This is a genomic window from Herbihabitans rhizosphaerae (assembly GCF_004216555.1).
Classification (GTDB): Bacteria; Actinomycetota; Actinomycetes; order Mycobacteriales; family Pseudonocardiaceae; genus Herbihabitans; species Herbihabitans rhizosphaerae.
In genome coordinates, this window is sequence record NZ_SGWQ01000006.1 from 382,783 (window position 1) to 397,923 (window position 15,141).

A 15,141-nucleotide genomic window follows, 5' to 3' on the forward strand; every position below is an offset into this window, starting at 1 on the left:
TACTCGACGCACAGACCTCGAGTGCGGACGTCGCGCCGGAGTTCCTGATGGCTCCGCAGGCACTGGACGTGGTGAGCCCGTCCGGCGACCGGGGCGGCATGGTGCTCGGCTCCGGCATGCAGGGCGAGCCGATGACGATCTCCGCACTGCGTTCGGCGCCGACCAGGATCGTGCTGGTCGGTGGGCTGTACCTGGCCCGCCAGGTGGCGCTGCGCGCGATGGCCGTCGGTGCCTGGATCGTGGTGGCGACCGGGCGGCCGGCCGCGTGGCAGGTGCTGGCCAAGGCCGCCGGCACCGGGCCGGACGGCCGGCCGGCGCCGGTCGTGCAGATCCGCAGGCTCTCGCCGGTGGAGCTGCCCCGCCCGTCGGAGGACGGCCCGCTGCTGGTCGTGCACGACGGCGGACCGACGCCGCAGGAGCTGTTCCCGCCGCGTTCGGCCTGGCAGACCACGGTGTACGTGCTGCCGTACCTGCACCCGCAGGCGGGCGCCACGGCGGACGCGGCGGACCTGGTGCTGATGCAGCGCCTCCCGGTCGGCCAGGCGCAGCTCGCGCAGAAGATCTGGCGGCTGCCGCCGCACATGGTGCAGGAGCTCACGCAGCTCAAGGACGACGAGGTGGTCGCGCTCGGCAAAATGCTGTGGCAGCGGCTGCGACTGGTGACCACTGCGAAGGAGCAGGCCATTCTGGGGCCGATTCGCCGCAACGACTGACAGCGCGTCATTAAGCCGAACGGCCCACGTCACTGGGTCGTTCGGCTTAATTCTTTCCCAGGGCATGTTGCATTGTTGAAAAGTGACCCACCGAGGTCGAACAGCTCTCTTGCGTTAGCCGGCGAATCGGACAACTCTGGAAACCGTTCGCGCGAACATTCTCCATCTCCCTGTCGTACGCGACCCATTGTCGAGGGCCGGGTCGTGTGCGTTTCCCTGCACAAAAGGAGATCACTGATGGGCGTGTTTTCCAGGGGCACGGCGAGACGAATCGCCGGCCTCACCTTCGCCGCGGCCACGACCCTGGCCGTGAGCGTAAGCCTCGCCTCTCCCGCCGCCGCCGCTCAGGGCGAGATCCGCGGAGCCGGCTCGGCAACGGCGATCAAGGACAGTTACATCGTGGTGTTGAAGGACGTGGCGGCGTCCCGACCGACCACCGAGACGCTCGTGTCGGGCCTGGCGCGGCGCTTCGGCGGCCAGATCAAGCACACGTACTCCTCGGCCCTGCGCGGGTACGCGGCGACGATGAACGAGGCCGACGCCAAGCGGCTGGCCGCTGACCCGTCGGTCGCCTACGTCGAGCAGGACCAGGTCGTGCACGCCTCCGACGACCAGCCCAACCCGCCGTCGTGGGGCCAGGACCGGGTCGACCAGCGCGCGCTCCCGCTGAACCAGAACTACTCCTACTCGACCACCGCGGCCAACGTGAACGCCTACGTCATCGACACCGGAATCCTGGTGTCGCACAACGACTTCGGCGGTCGCGCGAAGCACGGCCGGGACACCGTGGACAACGACAACGACTCGACCGACTGCAACGGTCACGGCACCCACGTCGCCGGCACGATCGGCGGCACCGCGCACGGTCTGGCCAAGGCCGTGACGCTGACCGCGGTGCGGGTGCTCAACTGCAGCGGCAGCGGCAGCTACGCCGGTGTGATCGCCGGTATCGACTGGGTGACGCAGAACGCGGTGAAGCCGGCCGTGGCGAACATGAGCTTGGGCGGCCCCGCGTCCGCATCGGTGGACGACGCCGTGAAGCGGTCGATCGCGTCCGGCGTCACCTACGCCCTCGCGGCCGGCAACGACAACGGCGCCAACGCGTGCAACACCTCGCCGGCCCGCACGCCGGAGGCGATCACGGTCGGCTCGACCACGAACACCGACGCGCGGTCCAGCTTCTCCAACATCGGCACCTGCCTGGACATCTTCGCGCCGGGTTCGAACATCACCTCGGCGTGGATCGGCAGCAACACCGCGACCCGCGCGATCAGCGGCACGTCGATGGCCACCCCGCACGTGGCCGGTGGCGCCGCGCTGTACCTGGCCGCGAACCCGTCGGCCACGCCGCAGCAGGTCCGCGACGCGCTGGTGAACAACGGCACCAAGAACGTGGTCACCAACCCGGGCTCCGGCTCGCCGAACGTGCTGCTGTACACCGGTTCCGGTGGCACGACCCCCGGCCCGTGCGCGGCCTCGTCCAACGGGACCGACGTGGCTATTCCGGATGCCGGCGCCGCGGTCACCAGCTCGATCAACCTGACCTGCGCCGGCAAGGGCGCCGCCCAGTCCGCGGTGGAGGTGCACATCAAGCACAGCTACCGAGGTGACCTGGTGATCGACCTGGTCTCGCCGTCGGGTGCGGTGCGCAACCTCAAGCAGGCCAACGGTTCCGACTCAGCGGACAACGTCGACGCGACCTACACGGTCGACCTGTCCGGGGAGAACGCCACCGGCGCCTGGCATCTGCGCGTCCGCGACGTGTACTCCTTCGACACCGGCAACATCGACACCTGGACGCTCGACCTCTGATCTGACGGCTGACAAATCCAGTGGCCCGGCCGGCACCCGCCGTCCGGGCCACTGGCCTTAGCTAACGACTTAGTCTACTCTCCAACCATGGACGATTACGGCGTGCATGAGGCGAAGACCAACCTCTCCGCGCTGCTCCGCAGGGTCGGCGCCGGTGAGGAGATCACCATCACCATCGGCGGCAAGCCGGCGGCCAAGCTCGTCCCCGTGGCCGCTCGGCGTGAGCGCGCGCTCGGCCGGGATCGCGGCCTGTTCGAAGTGCCGGACGACTTCGACGCGCCGCTGCCCGACGAGGTGCTCAAGGACTTCGGCGTATGAAACTGCTGCTCGACACGCAGGCTTTCCTGTGGATGCAGGTGTCGCCGGAACGCTTGGGCCCCAAGGCGATCCGGCTCGTCCAGGACCCGGCGAACGAGCTGCTGCTGTCCTCGGCAAGCTCGTGGGAGATCGCGATCAAGTACGCGATCGACAAGCTCCCACTGCCCGAGCCGCCGTCGAAGTACGTGCCCGACCGCATGGCGAGCAGCGGCGTCACGGCACTGCCGATCGCGCACAGCCACGCGCTGCACGTCGCCGACCTGCCGCAACACCACCGCGACCCGTTCGACCGGCTGATCATCGCGCAGGCGCGGATGGACCGGCTGACCGTGCTCACCGCGGACCGCACGTTCGACAAGTACGACGTGAAGGTGCGCTGGGCTGCTTAGCTTTCCGGCGTGCGCACCGCGTCGACCAACCCGGCGAACGAGCCGGCGGTGACCACCAGCGGCGTGCCCACGGGATGCTTGCTGTCCCGCAAACCGACCGCACCGCCCGCCACGGCCACCTCCACGCAGTCCCCAGAATTCGTGCTGAAGCTGCTGGTGCGCCACGCGGCCGGCGTGAACGCCACCTCGACACAGTTGCCAGAGTCGCCGCTGTAGCTGCTGGTGCGCCACCGCGCCGTGCCGAAGTCGGCGGTGATCATGTTCGCTCCTTGAGGTTCCTAGCCACCCTGGCGATCAGCTCGGCCGACCGCTTCGGGGTCAGCGCCTTGGCCTTGATGCTCTGCCAGGACAGCCTATAGCTGTCGATATGCGGGATCTCCTCCAGGAATATGCTGAGCGCGCGGTTCTCCAGGTACACGAGGGTGGGATCCTTCTCGTACTCCATGATCACGAACGAGCCCTCCAGACCGGGGTGCGGGCTAGCCTGGAACGGCACCACCTGGATGGTGATCCTGGGCCGCTTGGCCATGTCCGCGAGGTGCCGCAACTGCCGTGCCAGTACGCCCGAACCGCCGACAGGCGCCACCAAAACGGGCTCATACAATAGGATGTCCAACCTCGGCGGAAGCGGTCGAGCGAGCATCGCCTGACGTCCGAGCCGCGCGGCGACCTTGATGTCCACTTCGGACTCAGGCAGCTCGTTCGCCGCTGTGCCGGTGATGATCGCCCGCGCGTAGTCCGCCGTCTGCAGAAGTCCAGGAATCATCAGGGGTTGGTAGTTCAGCAGGGCCGTGGTGGTCTGCTCGAACTCGATCAGCGCCTGCCACTGATCCGGCAGTCCTTTGTGGACTTGCACCAGTCCGGGCTCAGCGGCTTGGCGCACCATCGCGAGGATCTCATCCCGCCGGCCGATCGGCACGTGGTACAACCCCAGCAGCGCCGCCACCTCGATCTCCTTGAGCCCGAGGTTGCCGGTCTCGATCCGGCTGATCTTGCTCTGCGACACGCCGAGCCGGCGCCCCACCTCGGTCGCCGACAGCCCCGACTTCGCGCGCAGCCGGCGCAGCTCCCGCGCGACCTGCCGCGACCGGACCGTGGGCCTGCCCGTATCCCCGCTCATTTATGCGACTCCCCTGCGTGCGATATGCGGTGCGTGCATGAACGTGTGCCCGCCGTGTTCACCTGGCACGCTAGCACTACTGCCAGACCCTCAGCATTCATGCGAAAAGGTGAAGAATCATGCCAGAGAACCCGGAACTCACGAGGACATGGACGATCGAGGGCGAGATCCCGATGACGTTCACGGTGCACCAGCCGGCGGTCACCGTGCGGTACGGCGACGGGCAGGAGGTCACGCTCGACCCGAAGCAGGTTCGGGAGCTGTACGACCGGTTCTGGACAGTGGTGAACACCTTCGACCGCGCTCTCCTCGACTGACGGATTCACCCACTCGGTGAATCGACACCGGCACCCCGGACTGGTGTGGTGAGAGGCGGATCTCCAACGGGAGCAGGTACCGCATGTCGCGAACTCGCCGGTTGTTCACCGTCCTCTGTGGACTCATCACGCTGCTGGCGGTCAGCCTGCCGGCCGCACCCGCCGTCGCCGAACCGGCGGGCTCGACCTACGAATGCTCGGCCGACCACTACTTCGACGACGCCCGGTTCGGGCCGAGGAAGCTGCCCAAGAACGGCTTCGTCGGCGTGCAGTTGCGCGACTACCGCCGCACGGGATCCCTTGAGGCGGAACAGTTCCTGGCGGAATACCACGACCAGGCGACCGGGTGGTGGCGCTACCCGCCGGCCGACGGCTACGTGATCGGACCGGACGGGCAGCCCACCGTGTCACCGGCGACGCTTCGCCCCGGCTTGTTCATCGACCGGTACGGCAGCGAGTACGGCCAGTTCCTCGCGCCGTTCGGCACGCCGTACGCCAACCGGTCCATCCCGCCGCAGAGCCTGGTCAGCACCCCGGCCGGGTTCTGCAACTACCGCGGCTACCTGGTGCTCAAGCCGTTCACCGTGGACTCCGGCCCGATCGCACCCTGGTTCGCCCAGCCCGGCCACGGCTGGCAGTATCAGCTCAAGGCCGCGCACGTGCCCGGAGCGCCGTCGCCGCTGAACGTGAAGTGGTTGCTGGACAACGGTTTCCTGCTGCGCGTGGTCGGGCCACCGCAAAGCTAGTACCGGTAGTGGTCGAGCTTGTAGGGCCCGGCCACGTCCACGCCGATGTAGTCGGCCTGCTTCTTGGTCAGCGTGGTGAGGGTGACGCCCAGCGCGTCAAGGTGAAGCCGGGCCACCTTCTCGTCGAGGTGCTTGGGCAGCCGGTGTACGTCGATCGGGTACTCCTTGCCGAACAGCTCGAGCTGCGCGATCACTTGGTTGGTGAACGAGTTCGACATCACGAAACTCGGGTGCCCGGTCGCGTTGCCCAGGTTCATCAGCCGCCCCTCGGACAGCACGATGACCGCGTGCGCCGCCTTGCCGTCTTTGGCTGGGAAGGTCCACTCGTGCACCTGCGGCTTGATCTCGACCTTGCGGATTCCCGGCACGGCGGCGAGGCCCGCCATGTCGATCTCGTTGTCGAAGTGACCGACGTTGCCGACGATCGCGTTGTGCTTCATCCGCGCCATGTGCTCGGCCATGACGATGTCCCGGTTGCCGGTGGTGGTGATGAAGACGTCGCCGCGCTCCACCACCTGGTCCAGCGACACCACCTCGAGCCCGTCCATCGCCGCCTGCAGCGCGCAGATCGGGTCGACCTCGGTCACCACGACGCGGGATCCCTGTCCCCGCAACGAATCCGCGGCACCCTTGCCGACGTCGCCGTACCCGCAGACCACCGCGAGCTTGCCGCCCAGCATCACGTCGGTCGCCCGGTTCAACCCGTCGGCCAGTGAGTGCCGGATGCCGTACCGGTTGTCGAACTTGGACTTGGTGACCGAGTCGTTGACGTTGATCGCCGGGAACAGCAGCGCACCGTCGTGGGCGAGTTGGTAGAGCCGCTTGACGCCGTTGGTGGTCTCCTCGGTGACGCCGCGCATGCCGGCCGCGATCGCGGTGAACCGTTGGCCGTCCTCGGCAAGGCTCGCCCGCAGCGTGTCCAGGATCAGCCGGTACTCCTCGTTGTCGTCCTCGCCGGCAGCCGGCACCGCGCCGGCTCGCTCGAACTCGACTCCCTTGTGCACCAACAGGGTCGCGTCACCGCCGTCGTCGAGGATCATGTTCGGGCCGAGCCCGTCGCCGAACCGGAACAGCCGGTCGGTGCACCACCAGTAGTCGGCCAGCGTCTCGCCCTTCCAGGCGAACACCGGCGTGCCGCTGGGCTCCTCTGGCGTGCCGTCCGGCCCGACCACCACGGCCGCGGCCGCTTCGTCCTGGGTGGAGAAGATGTTGCAGGACACCCAGCGCACCTCGGCGCCCAGCGCGGTGAGTGTCTCGATGAGTACGGCGGTCTGCACGGTCATGTGCAGCGACCCCGCGATCCGGGCTCCGGTGAGCGGCTTCGCCTCCGCGTACTCGCGGCGGGTCGCCATCAGCCCCGGCATCTCGTGCTCGGCGAGCTGGATCTGCTTGCGTCCGAACGCGGCGAGCGACAGGTCCGCCACCGCGAATTCCATACCGTTGTTCGGCACGTTCTCACTGGAAATCAAAAGGGCACCTCCCGTGTGGGAGGCGCCCTTCGAGTCATGATCCCGGGCCGAGCGTGGCGGGTTGTTCCCGTCGCAGCGCCTCTCGGCTCAGAACGCCGGCAGATTAACAAGAATCGCGAATCGGGGTCAATCGCCGCTCTACTCGGCGAGGAATCCACGCACGACGGGCGCCACCACCTCGGTCACGATGTCGTGGGTCTGGCCGTCCAGCGAGTGGTGCCGGCCGTTCGGCAGTGCCTCGGCCACGACCCGAGCCGCCTCCGGAAGGTCGAGGAACGACGCGCTCCCGCTGATCACCAACGTGGCGGTGTCCACATTGGACAGACCGGCCCGGGTCACGCCCTCGACGACGATCGTCGCGTCGTACACCACGGACTGCGCGAACTCCTCCAGCGCACCGAAGAACGGCGCCTGGCGGATCTGCGCGAGGACCTGCTCCGGCATGCCGATCAGCTCGCGCTGGAACAGCTGGACGGCGTCGCCGCGACGGCCCTCGGCGACCAGCGCGGCGAGCCGGTCCACGATGCCAGCCGGCCGTGCCGCGCGGCCGTCAAGGTCGGCGGGCGGCTCGTACAGCGCCAGCCGGGTGATCGCCGAACCGCGCTCGGCCGCGCGCAACGCCAGGATCGCGCCGGACGAGTAGCCGAACACCGCGGCGGATTCGCCGGCCTCGGCGATCAGCGCGTCCAGGTCCTCGATCTCGCGCTCGATCGCGTACGGCCGGGTGTCACCGCTGTCGCCGCGCCCCCGCCGGTCGTAGGTGATCACAGTGTGGTCCGAGGCGAGCGCGTCGGCCAGGGGCGCACAGGTGGACCGGTCGTTGAACGCGCCGACCACGAAGACGATCGCCGGACCGCTGCCGGCGCGGTCGAACGCGATCGTGGTGCCGTCTACTGAGGTGACCTTGTTCATCGGAGTGCCTTCCGGGTGAGTGCGAATCCATCCGCCCCACCGACGAACGCCACCCCGTCACACAGACACCCGATCACTCACGAGTCCCCGTTCGGGTGATCTTGACACCCCGGCGATCATGTGCCTGCGTACTTTAGCCCGCTAAAGTACGCACAAAAGCAGGGGTGGGAGCACCTTCACGCCCAGATCGGGCGAACCTCGATCGAGCCGTAGGTGGCCCAGGGGTGTGTGGCGGCCGCCTTCACGGCTTCCTCGTGGTCGGCGCACTCGAGGACGCTGAATCCGCCGATCTGCTCCTTGGTCTCGGCGAACGGGCCGTCGGTCAGCAGCACCTGCCCGTCACGCACCCGGAGCGTGGTGGCCTCGTCCGGTGGGCGCAGGCCGGTGCCGGTGATCTGCACACCACGGCTCTCCTGCTCGACCTTCCACCGCTCGCACGCCTCGACCAGCGCCGGATCGGCGGCCTGCTCGCCGGCCGTCTCGGTGTCGCCGCAGATCAACAACAGGAACCGCATGCCGCCCAGCCTACGACCGCACGGCGCGGGTCGTCTCCGCACGGGCGGCCAGCTCGTCGTCGGCCGGATAGTCGACGCCCACCAGGGTGAGGCCGTGCGCCGGGGCCACCGCGATCACGCTGGGGCGCTCGGTCGCACTGAGCATCGACGCCGGCCAGCCAGCCGGCTTGCGGCCCTCCCCGACGGCGAGCAGCGCCCCCACGAGGCTGCGCACCATCGAGTGGCAGAACGCGTCGGCGGACACCGAGGCGGTCACCAGATCGCCGTCGCGCACCCATTCCAGGCGCTGCAGTTCACGGATCGTGGTGGCACCCTCGCGCCGCTTGCAGAACGCCACGAAGTCGTGCTCGCCCACCAGTCTCGCCGACGCCGCGTTCATCGCGTCCACGTCCAGCCGGCGCGGCCAGTGCAGGATGTCCTTGCGCCGCAACGGATCCACGCCCCACCGGCAGTCCGACACCCGGTAGCGGTAGTGCCGCCGCAGCGCGCCGAAGCGGGCGTCGAACTCCAGCGGCACGGGCCGGATCGCGGTCACCCGCACGTCGGCCGGCAGCGCGCGGGCCAGCCGGTGCGCCAGCCGCTCGGTGTCCACAGTGGACGGAAGATCGACGTGCGCGACCTGGCCGCTGGCGTGCACGCCGGCGTCGGTGCGCCCGGCGACGGTCAGCCGCACGTCCTCACGCAGCACCAGGGACACGGTGTCCTCCAGCACCCCGCACACCGTGCGCCGCTCGGGCTGGCGCGCCCAGCCGGAGAAATCCGTGCCGTCGTAGCGGATGTCCAGCCGGAACCGCGCGAGCCCGCCACCCTCGATCGGGGTGGCGGGCTCGTGCGCTGCTGAACTGCCTGTCAGGACTCGTCCCCAGCGTCCTCTGCGTCCTTGTCCTGCTGCGACGGCGGGAGCGAGTAGCCGGCGGCCTCCGCGTCCTCGGCGGTGGCGAACCAGATCTCCGCGTCGGTGCGGTCGTAGAACGCGCTGTCGGGCACGTGGTACAGCTTCGAGGACTCGTTGCCCTTGATCGGGAAGCCCTCCGGCTGCGACCCGTCCTCCAGCGGCTCGTGGCTGCCCTTGTGCCGCTGCGACGGCGGGAGCTGGAAGCCGGCCTTCTCGGCTGCCTCGGCGTCGGCGAACCACACCTCGGCGACCGTGCGGTCGTAGAAGGCGCTGCCCGGCACGTGGTACAGCTTCGAGTCGGCGTTGCCCTTGACCGGGAAGCCCTCAGGCTGCTCGTTCGGGTCGTCGAGCGGCAGGTGGCTGTCCGGGCCGAAGTCCTGCTTGTCCTCGGACTTCTCGGCGGACTTCGGAGCGTCCTTCTTGGCGTCCTTGGCGAACTTCGTCTTGCGCGCCTTCTCCGCCTCGGAGGTGACGGTCTTCTCCTGCACCAGCTCGATCACGGCCATCGGCGCGTTGTCGCCCTTGCGGGGCAGCGTCTTCGTGATCCGGGTGTAGCCGCCGGCACGGTCCTCGAAGTGCGGACCGATCTCGTCGAGCAGCTTGTGCACGACGTCCTTGTCCCGGATCTGGCGCATGATCTGGCGACGGTTGTGCAGGTCGCCGCGCTTGGCCTTGGTGATCAGCCGCTCCGCGAACGGACGCAGCCGCTTGGCCTTGGCCTCCGTGGTGGTGATCCGGCCGTGCTGGAACAGCGCCGTGGCGAGGTTCGCCAGCAGCAGCCGCTCGTGGGCCGGGGACCCGCCGAGACGGGCGCCCTTGGTTGGGGTGGGCATTTCCTTGCGCTCCTTGGAAATTCGGCGCTAACCGTCCACTGTGGACGGTTAGAGCTGCTCCGTCTCTGCGTAGTCCTGGCCGTCGTCGTGGCTGCCGTCGCCGCCACCGTCGGACCAGCCGTCGGCCGGGTAGTCGGACGCGGCCGCGGTCGGGTCGAACCCGGGCGGGCTGTCCTTGAGCGCGAGGCCGAGGCCGACCAGCTTCATCTTGACCTCGTCGATCGACTTCGCGCCGAAATTCCTTATATCGAGCAGGTCCGCCTCGCTGCGGGCGACCAGCTCGCCGACGGTGTGGATGCCCTCGCGCTTGAGGCAGTTGTAGGACCGGACGGTGAGGTCCAGGTCCTCGATCGGCATCGCGTAGGCGGCGATGGTGTCCGCCTCCTGCGGCGACGGGCCGATCTCGATGCCCTCGGCGTCCACGTTCAGCTCGCGCGCCAGCCCAAACAGCTCGACCAGCGTCTTGCCGGAGGACGCGACCGCGTCACGCGGCGTGATCGACGGCTTGGTCTCCACGTCGAGGATCAGCTTGTCGAAGTCGGTGCGCTGCTCGACACGGGTGGCCTCGACCTTGTAGGTCACCTTCAGCACCGGCGAGTAGATCGAGTCGACCGGGATCCGGCCGATCTCGGCGCCGGCCTGCTTGTTCTGCACGGCGGGGACGTAGCCGCGACCGCGCTCGACCACGAGCTCGATCTCCAGCTTGCCCTTGCCGTTCAGGGTGGCGATGTGCAGGTCGGGGTTGTGCACGGTCACGCCGGCCGGCGGCACGATGTCACCAGCGGTGACCTCGCCGGGGCCCTGCTTGCGCAGGTACATGGTGACCGGCTCGTCCTCCTCGGAGCTGACCACCAGCTCCTTGAGGTTCAGGATGATGTCGGTGACGTCCTCCTTGACGCCCGGCACGGTGGTGAACTCGTGCAGGACGCCGTCGATGCGGAGGCTGGTGACCGCGGCACCGGGGATGGACGACAGCAGCGTGCGGCGCAGCGAGTTGCCGAGCGTGTAGCCGAAGCCGGGCTCGAGCGGCTCGATGACGAACCGGGAGCGCGTCTCGGTGGACTGCTCCTCGCCGAGTGACGGTCGCTGAGAGATGAGCACTGTTTTCTTCCTTTCCTGTCGACGCCCGCTATTTGACGCCGAAGAAATGGTTCGCCGTCTGTCCACTGTGGACGTCCACTGTGGACAGACGAGCGAGCGGGGAGCCCGCATCCGGCGGGCTCCCCGATGACGCTTACTTCGAGTAGAGCTCGACGATCAACTGCTCCTGGACCGGAACGTCGATCTGCGCGCGCTCGGGCAACTGGTGCACCAGGATGCGCAGGTTCGACGGGACCAGCTGCAGCCAGGCCGGCACCGGACGGTCGCCGACGGCCTCCTTCGCCACCACGAAGGGCAGCGTGTTGACCGACTTCGGCTTCACGTCGATGATGTCGAACTTCGACACCTGGAAGCTCGGGATGTTGACCTTCTTCCCGTTCACCAGGAAGTGCCCGTGGCTGACCAGCTGGCGAGCCTGCCGGCGAGTGCGGGCCAGGCCGGCGCGGTAGACCACGTTGTCCAGCCGGGACTCCAGCAGCTGCAGCAGGACCTCACCGGTCTTGCCCTCGCGCCGGACGGCTTCCTTGTAGTACCGCACGAACTGGCGCTCGAGCACGCCGTAGGTGTAGCGAGCCTTCTGCTTCTCCTGCAGCTGCAGGAGGTACTCGCTCTCCTTGATCCGCCCACGGCCGTGCTGGCCGGGCGGGTAGGGGCGACGCTCGAAAGCCTTGTCGCCGCCGACCAGGTCGACCTTGAGCCGGCGCGACTTGCGGGTTGCGGGGCCGGTGTAACGTGCCATTTTCTCTGCTCCTCCCGGTTCCCTTAGACCCTGCGCCGCTTGGGCGGCCGGCAGCCGTTGTGCGGCTGCGGGGTGACGTCCTGAATGGTGCCGACCTCGAGCCCGGCGGCCTGCAGCGAGCGGATCGCCGTCTCCCGACCGGAGCCGGGGCCCTTGACGAACACGTCGACCTTCTTCATGCCGTGTTCGGCGGCCTTGCGGGCGGCGTTCTCCGCGGCCATCTGCGCCGCGAACGGCGTCGACTTGCGGGAGCCCTTGAAGCCGACGTGGCCGCTGGACGCCCACGCGATGACCGCGCCGGTCGGGTCGGTGATCGACACGATCGTGTTGTTGAACGTGCTCTTGATGTGAGCGTGTCCGTGCGAGATGTTCTTCTTTTCCTTGCGCCGGACCTTCTTGGTCCCGGCGCCCGTACGTCCCTTGGGTGGCATGTCTTCGGGTTTCTCCTATTTCGCGCGCGAGGTTTGCGAAGTGTCGACCGCGGCGCGCCGGATCGAACCGGCGTCTCGGTAAAGGTCGCGAAGCGCCTCCGGCTTGGGGCACTTCGGTGCGACCGGCGTGGCAACCAATGCCCGCCCGCGCCGCCGCTGAGCGGCGACTGTGACGACCGTGCCGCAGCTCTTGCTCACTTCTTTCCGGCCTTCTTCTTGCCGGCGACCGTCTTCTTCGGACCCTTGCGGGTGCGGGCGTTGGTCTTGGTCCGCTGACCGCGGACGGGCAGACCGCGGCGCCACCGCAGGCCCTCGTAGCAGCCGATCTCGATCTTCCGGCGGATGTCGGCCTGAACCTCGCGGCGGAGGTCACCCTCGACCTTGAAGTTGTTCTCGATGTAGTCCCTGAGCTTGCTGACGTCGTCGTCAGACAGGTCCTTGACGCGCACCTCCGGGCTCAGGCCCGTGGCGTCCAGCAGCTCCTTGGAACGGGACTTGCCAACTCCGAAAATGTAAGTCAGCGCGATCTCCAGCCGCTTTTCGCGGGGGAGGTCGACGCCTACGACTCGTGCCATTCGGCAGTGTCTCCTCGTTGTCGTTTCCAGGTCTCCTCCCCGACCGTCCCGCATGGCTACGGGCCCCGGCCTGGAATCCGGGGGTGCACCGAGTCCGCGTGACTCGGCAGGTTCGGGGAGTGCCTCTGTGTACTTGTGCGTCGCGGAGCCGCGACTCGTGCGGGTGACTCAGCCCTGGCGCTGCTTGTGGCGCAGGTTCTCGCAGATCACCATGACCCGGCCGTGACGGCGGATCACCTTGCACTTGTCGCAGATCTTCTTGACGCTCGGGTTGACCTTCACGTCCTGTGTCTCTCTCCGTGTTCCGGCCGCGTGCGCGACCGAGCGGTCACTTGTAGCGGTAGACGATGCGGCCGCGCGTCAGGTCGTACGGCGACAGCTCTACGACGACCCTGTCCTCCGGCAGGATGCGGATGTAGTGCTGCCGCATCTTGCCGCTGATGTGCGCGAGAACCTTGTGGCCGTTCTCCAACTCGACGCGGAACATCGCGTTGGGAAGTGGCTCGACCACGCGACCCTCGACCTCGATGGCCCCGTCCTTCTTGCCCATGGCCTCCGCGTTTCGTGACTGTGTTGCTCTCGAGTGGTATCTCTGGGGTGGTGCTGGTGATGCTCGGCCATGCGCACCACAGGAATCCCGGGCAACGCGCACGACAGATTTCGGCGAGATGCTTACGCCGAACAGCTAGTGTACGCGCCGCTGTCGACGTGCCGCGAAGCGGCCCCTAACGGGTGAGCGCTCAGGCCTCCGGCCCGGTCAGCCACAGAGGCCAGCGCGCTGGGGATGCATCCCCAGCGCCCACTCTCCCGACACCGACGCGAGGTGCCCCTCGAGCACGAAGGCCGGCGAGCGGAGCGCATCAGAGCCGCAACACCTGGACGGCAAGCTCTATGACACGCGAGAGTGACAGCTCGGCAAACAGCCACTCGTTCGACACGGATGGCTCGAATTGCCCGACAGAACGTTCGGGCACGGTAACCGCATGCGCGCCAGGGGCCTAGGGCCCGCTACCGATGACGACAGTAAGCATCGCCTACCTCCACCGAACACGCAGAGACCGATCGTGCTCGCCGACCCGTTTCACTCGAATCAGTCGACCGGATTCTCAGGATGGCGTCGAGGACAGGCAGTAAGAACCCCTAACAGATTGCTTGTTAGTGGGTGCGTAGGCGTCGCCAGGTGATGAGGCCGCAGGCGAGGGTGAGGAATCCGTGGTGGATGTCGGTTCGTCGTTCCCAGCGTTCGGCGAGTCGTCGGAATTGGTGTAGTAGAGCGAGGGTTTGTTCGACGACCCAGCGCACGGCGTGGTTGTTGTCGCGGGTGCCGCGTCGGCTGATCAACGGCTGAATTCGTCGTTGCCGCAAGAGTCTTCGGTGCTTGTTGGAGTCGTAGCCGCGGTCGGCGACCAGCATGTCCGGTCGGCGTCTGGCCGGTCCACGGCGTCCCCGCACTGCGGGGATCTTGTCGAGTAGCGGGATGAGTTGGGTGATGTCGTTGCGGTTGCCGGCGATCAGAGTCAGGGTCACGGCGAGCGGGATGCCGTTGCCGTCGCAGATCAGGTGGTGTTTGGAGCCCGTCTTGCCTCGGTCGACCGGGCTCGGGCCGGTCGCAGCGCCCCCCTTTTCGCGCGGATGTGGGAGGCGTCCACACACGCGCGGGTCCAGTCGATCTGGCTGGCCCCACCTGGCCGCAGTCGACCGTGCAGACCTGCACCGTGCACCTGATCCGCGCCGCGATGCGATTCGTCTCCTACGCCGACCGCAAGAAGGTCGCCGCCGCGCTCAAACCCATCTACACCGCACCTACCGCCGAAGCAGCTGCCATCGAGTTGGCCGCCTTCACCGACTCCGACCTCGGCCGCCGCTACCCAGCAGCCGTCTCCACCTGGCACAACGCCTGGGAACGATTCATCCCCTTCCTCGCCTTCTCACCCGAGATCCGCAAGATCATCTACACCACCAACGCCATCGAGTCCCTGAACTACCAGCTACGGAAAATCATCAAAAACCGCGGCCATTTCCCCACCGACGACGCCGTGATCAAGCTGCTCTGGCTCGCCATCCGCGACATCGAGGACAAACGCGCCCGCCAACGCGCCAAAGAAAAGGGCTCCCAGCCAACAAACGCAAAGCCCCACCCCGCCTCGTCGAAGGCGCCACCATCCAAGGCTGGAAACAAGCCTCGGCGCCCTCGCCCTGGCCTACCCCGACCGCCTCAACCCACACCTCGACTAACCACAACTTCTAGATCAACTT

19 protein-coding genes and 3 pseudogenes are annotated in these 15,141 nt (G+C 67.8%); 7 read left to right on the forward strand and 15 right to left on the reverse strand.

The window, feature by feature from the left end:
* The first annotated feature begins 47 nt into the window (after positions 1 to 47).
* The 4 genes from EV193_RS20215 to EV193_RS20230 all read left to right on the forward strand — a co-directional run bounded on the left by EV193_RS20215 (position 48) and on the right by EV193_RS20230 (position 3,232).
* Positions 48 to 713: a hypothetical protein gene (locus EV193_RS20215; protein ID WP_130345830.1), complete on the forward strand. Its 666-nt coding sequence runs from the start codon at positions 48 to 50 to the stop codon at positions 711 to 713.
* 237 nt (positions 714 to 950) lie between these two features.
* Positions 951 to 2,525: a S8 family peptidase gene (locus EV193_RS20220; RefSeq protein ID WP_130345723.1), complete on the forward strand. Its 1,575-nt coding sequence runs from the start codon at positions 951 to 953 to the stop codon at positions 2,523 to 2,525.
* Between the two features lie 87 nt (positions 2,526 to 2,612).
* Positions 2,613 to 2,843 carry a type II toxin-antitoxin system Phd/YefM family antitoxin gene (locus EV193_RS20225; RefSeq protein WP_130345724.1) on the forward strand — a complete coding sequence of 77 codons (231 nt, stop codon included), beginning with the start codon at positions 2,613 to 2,615 and terminating at the stop codon, positions 2,841 to 2,843.
* Positions 2,840 to 3,232 (forward strand): type II toxin-antitoxin system VapC family toxin, encoded by a 393-nt coding sequence (locus tag EV193_RS20230; protein ID WP_130345725.1) that lies wholly within the window; start codon positions 2,840 to 2,842, stop codon positions 3,230 to 3,232. Before EV193_RS20225 ends, EV193_RS20230 begins: the two co-directional genes overlap by 4 nt.
* On the opposite strand, the gene EV193_RS20235 is transcribed toward EV193_RS20230, so the two are convergent.
* Together EV193_RS20235 and EV193_RS20240 are read right to left on the reverse strand one after the other, a co-directional pair.
* Positions 3,229 to 3,492 carry a DUF397 domain-containing protein gene (locus EV193_RS20235; protein WP_130345726.1) on the reverse strand — a complete coding sequence of 88 codons (264 nt, stop codon included), beginning with the start codon at positions 3,490 to 3,492 and terminating at the stop codon, positions 3,229 to 3,231. The genes EV193_RS20230 and EV193_RS20235 overlap by 4 nt on opposite strands.
* A complete protein-coding gene (locus tag EV193_RS20240) occupies positions 3,489 to 4,352 on the reverse strand; it encodes a helix-turn-helix domain-containing protein (RefSeq protein WP_130345727.1) in 864 nt (287 codons plus the stop codon). The genes EV193_RS20235 and EV193_RS20240 overlap by 4 nt, the downstream gene beginning before the upstream one ends.
* Before the next feature lie 119 nt (positions 4,353 to 4,471).
* On the opposite strand from EV193_RS20240, the gene EV193_RS20245 reads away from it, so the two are divergent.
* The gene (locus tag EV193_RS20245; RefSeq protein WP_130345728.1) at positions 4,472 to 4,669 is read left to right on the forward strand and encodes a hypothetical protein; all 198 of its coding nucleotides are present in this window, start codon (positions 4,472 to 4,474) and stop codon (positions 4,667 to 4,669) included.
* Between the two features lie 83 nt (positions 4,670 to 4,752).
* Positions 4,753 to 5,415, forward strand: coding sequence for a TNT domain-containing protein (locus EV193_RS20250; protein ID WP_130345729.1), 663 nt, complete (start codon positions 4,753 to 4,755; stop codon positions 5,413 to 5,415).
* Here the strand turns inward: EV193_RS20250 and ahcY are convergent.
* The 13 genes and pseudogenes from ahcY to EV193_RS20310 all read right to left on the reverse strand — a co-directional run.
* Positions 5,412 to 6,851, reverse strand: coding sequence for an adenosylhomocysteinase (gene ahcY, locus EV193_RS20255; protein ID WP_130345831.1), 1,440 nt, complete (start codon positions 6,849 to 6,851; stop codon positions 5,412 to 5,414). The genes EV193_RS20250 and ahcY overlap by 4 nt on opposite strands.
* Before the next feature lie 171 nt (positions 6,852 to 7,022).
* Positions 7,023 to 7,796 (reverse strand): alpha/beta fold hydrolase, encoded by a 774-nt coding sequence (locus EV193_RS20260; protein WP_130345730.1) that lies wholly within the window; start codon positions 7,794 to 7,796, stop codon positions 7,023 to 7,025.
* Positions 7,797 to 7,972: 176 nt separating this feature from the next.
* The gene (locus EV193_RS20265; RefSeq protein ID WP_130345731.1) at positions 7,973 to 8,311 is read right to left on the reverse strand and encodes a YciI family protein; all 339 of its coding nucleotides are present in this window, start codon (positions 8,309 to 8,311) and stop codon (positions 7,973 to 7,975) included.
* A 10-nt stretch (positions 8,312 to 8,321) separates the two neighbouring features.
* Positions 8,322 to 9,125, reverse strand: coding sequence for a tRNA pseudouridine(38-40) synthase TruA (gene truA / locus EV193_RS20270; protein ID WP_242613533.1), 804 nt, complete (start codon positions 9,123 to 9,125; stop codon positions 8,322 to 8,324).
* A 35-nt stretch (positions 9,126 to 9,160) separates the two neighbouring features.
* Positions 9,161 to 9,364, reverse strand: coding sequence for a sunset domain-containing protein (locus tag EV193_RS34885; RefSeq protein ID WP_479723867.1), 204 nt, complete (start codon positions 9,362 to 9,364; stop codon positions 9,161 to 9,163).
* Between the two features lie 51 nt (positions 9,365 to 9,415).
* Positions 9,416 to 10,039: pseudogene (gene rplQ, locus EV193_RS33785) on the reverse strand (50S ribosomal protein L17, sunset domain variant); the annotation flags it as partial.
* Between the two features lie 48 nt (positions 10,040 to 10,087).
* Positions 10,088 to 11,140 carry a DNA-directed RNA polymerase subunit alpha gene (locus tag EV193_RS20280; RefSeq protein ID WP_130345733.1) on the reverse strand — a complete coding sequence of 351 codons (1,053 nt, stop codon included), beginning with the start codon at positions 11,138 to 11,140 and terminating at the stop codon, positions 10,088 to 10,090.
* Between the two features lie 133 nt (positions 11,141 to 11,273).
* On the reverse strand, positions 11,274 to 11,879 hold the full coding sequence (gene rpsD / locus EV193_RS20285) for a 30S ribosomal protein S4 (RefSeq protein ID WP_130345734.1): 606 nt from the start codon (positions 11,877 to 11,879) through the stop codon (positions 11,274 to 11,276).
* 23 nt (positions 11,880 to 11,902) lie between these two features.
* On the reverse strand, positions 11,903 to 12,310 hold the full coding sequence (rpsK, locus tag EV193_RS20290; RefSeq protein ID WP_130345735.1) for a 30S ribosomal protein S11: 408 nt from the start codon (positions 12,308 to 12,310) through the stop codon (positions 11,903 to 11,905).
* A gap of 194 nt (positions 12,311 to 12,504) precedes the next feature.
* Entirely contained in the window at positions 12,505 to 12,885 is a 381-nt protein-coding gene (gene rpsM, locus EV193_RS20295) for a 30S ribosomal protein S13 (RefSeq protein WP_130345736.1), read from the reverse strand.
* A gap of 168 nt (positions 12,886 to 13,053) precedes the next feature.
* Positions 13,054 to 13,167, reverse strand: a complete 114-nt coding sequence (gene rpmJ, locus EV193_RS20300) for a 50S ribosomal protein L36 (protein ID WP_018682809.1) — start codon at positions 13,165 to 13,167, stop codon at positions 13,054 to 13,056.
* 46 nt (positions 13,168 to 13,213) lie between these two features.
* Positions 13,214 to 13,435 carry a translation initiation factor IF-1 gene (infA, locus tag EV193_RS20305; RefSeq protein ID WP_033384191.1) on the reverse strand — a complete coding sequence of 74 codons (222 nt, stop codon included), beginning with the start codon at positions 13,433 to 13,435 and terminating at the stop codon, positions 13,214 to 13,216.
* Positions 13,436 to 14,040: 605 nt separating this feature from the next.
* Positions 14,041 to 14,564, reverse strand: a pseudogene (locus EV193_RS20310) (IS5 family transposase); the annotation flags it as partial.
* Between the two features lie 3 nt (positions 14,565 to 14,567).
* On the opposite strand from EV193_RS20310, the pseudogene EV193_RS20315 reads away from it, so the two are divergent.
* A pseudogene (locus EV193_RS20315) lies at positions 14,568 to 15,120 on the forward strand (transposase); the annotation flags it as partial.
* Positions 15,121 to 15,141 lie beyond the last annotated feature (21 nt).

Bases quoted from the DNA above. Each gene is read 5' to 3' on its own strand.
- infA (WP_033384191.1), bottom strand. From the start codon at position 13,435: ATGGGCAAGAAGGACGGGGCCATCGAGGTCGAGGGTCGCGTGGTCGAG.
- EV193_RS20220 (WP_130345723.1), top strand. From the start codon at position 951: ATGGGCGTGTTTTCCAGGGGCACGGCGAGACGAATCGCCGGCCTCACC.
- EV193_RS20245 (WP_130345728.1), top strand. From the start codon at position 4,472: ATGCCAGAGAACCCGGAACTCACGAGGACATGGACGATCGAGGGCGAG.
- rpsD (WP_130345734.1), bottom strand. From the start codon at position 11,879: ATGGCACGTTACACCGGCCCCGCAACCCGCAAGTCGCGCCGGCTCAAG.
- EV193_RS20260 (WP_130345730.1), bottom strand. From the start codon at position 7,796: ATGAACAAGGTCACCTCAGTAGACGGCACCACGATCGCGTTCGACCGC.
- rpsM (WP_130345736.1), bottom strand. From the start codon at position 12,885: ATGGCACGAGTCGTAGGCGTCGACCTCCCCCGCGAAAAGCGGCTGGAG.
- EV193_RS20265 (WP_130345731.1), bottom strand. From the start codon at position 8,311: ATGCGGTTCCTGTTGTTGATCTGCGGCGACACCGAGACGGCCGGCGAG.
- EV193_RS20240 (WP_130345727.1), bottom strand. From the start codon at position 4,352: ATGAGCGGGGATACGGGCAGGCCCACGGTCCGGTCGCGGCAGGTCGCG.
- EV193_RS20235 (WP_130345726.1), bottom strand. From the start codon at position 3,492: ATGATCACCGCCGACTTCGGCACGGCGCGGTGGCGCACCAGCAGCTAC.
- ahcY (WP_130345831.1), bottom strand. From the start codon at position 6,851: ATGGAATTCGCGGTGGCGGACCTGTCGCTCGCCGCGTTCGGACGCAAG.
- EV193_RS20230 (WP_130345725.1), top strand. From the start codon at position 2,840: ATGAAACTGCTGCTCGACACGCAGGCTTTCCTGTGGATGCAGGTGTCG.
- EV193_RS20225 (WP_130345724.1), top strand. From the start codon at position 2,613: ATGGACGATTACGGCGTGCATGAGGCGAAGACCAACCTCTCCGCGCTG.
- EV193_RS20215 (WP_130345830.1), top strand. From the start codon at position 48: ATGGCTCCGCAGGCACTGGACGTGGTGAGCCCGTCCGGCGACCGGGGC.
- rpsK (WP_130345735.1), bottom strand. From the start codon at position 12,310: ATGCCACCCAAGGGACGTACGGGCGCCGGGACCAAGAAGGTCCGGCGC.
- EV193_RS20250 (WP_130345729.1), top strand. From the start codon at position 4,753: ATGTCGCGAACTCGCCGGTTGTTCACCGTCCTCTGTGGACTCATCACG.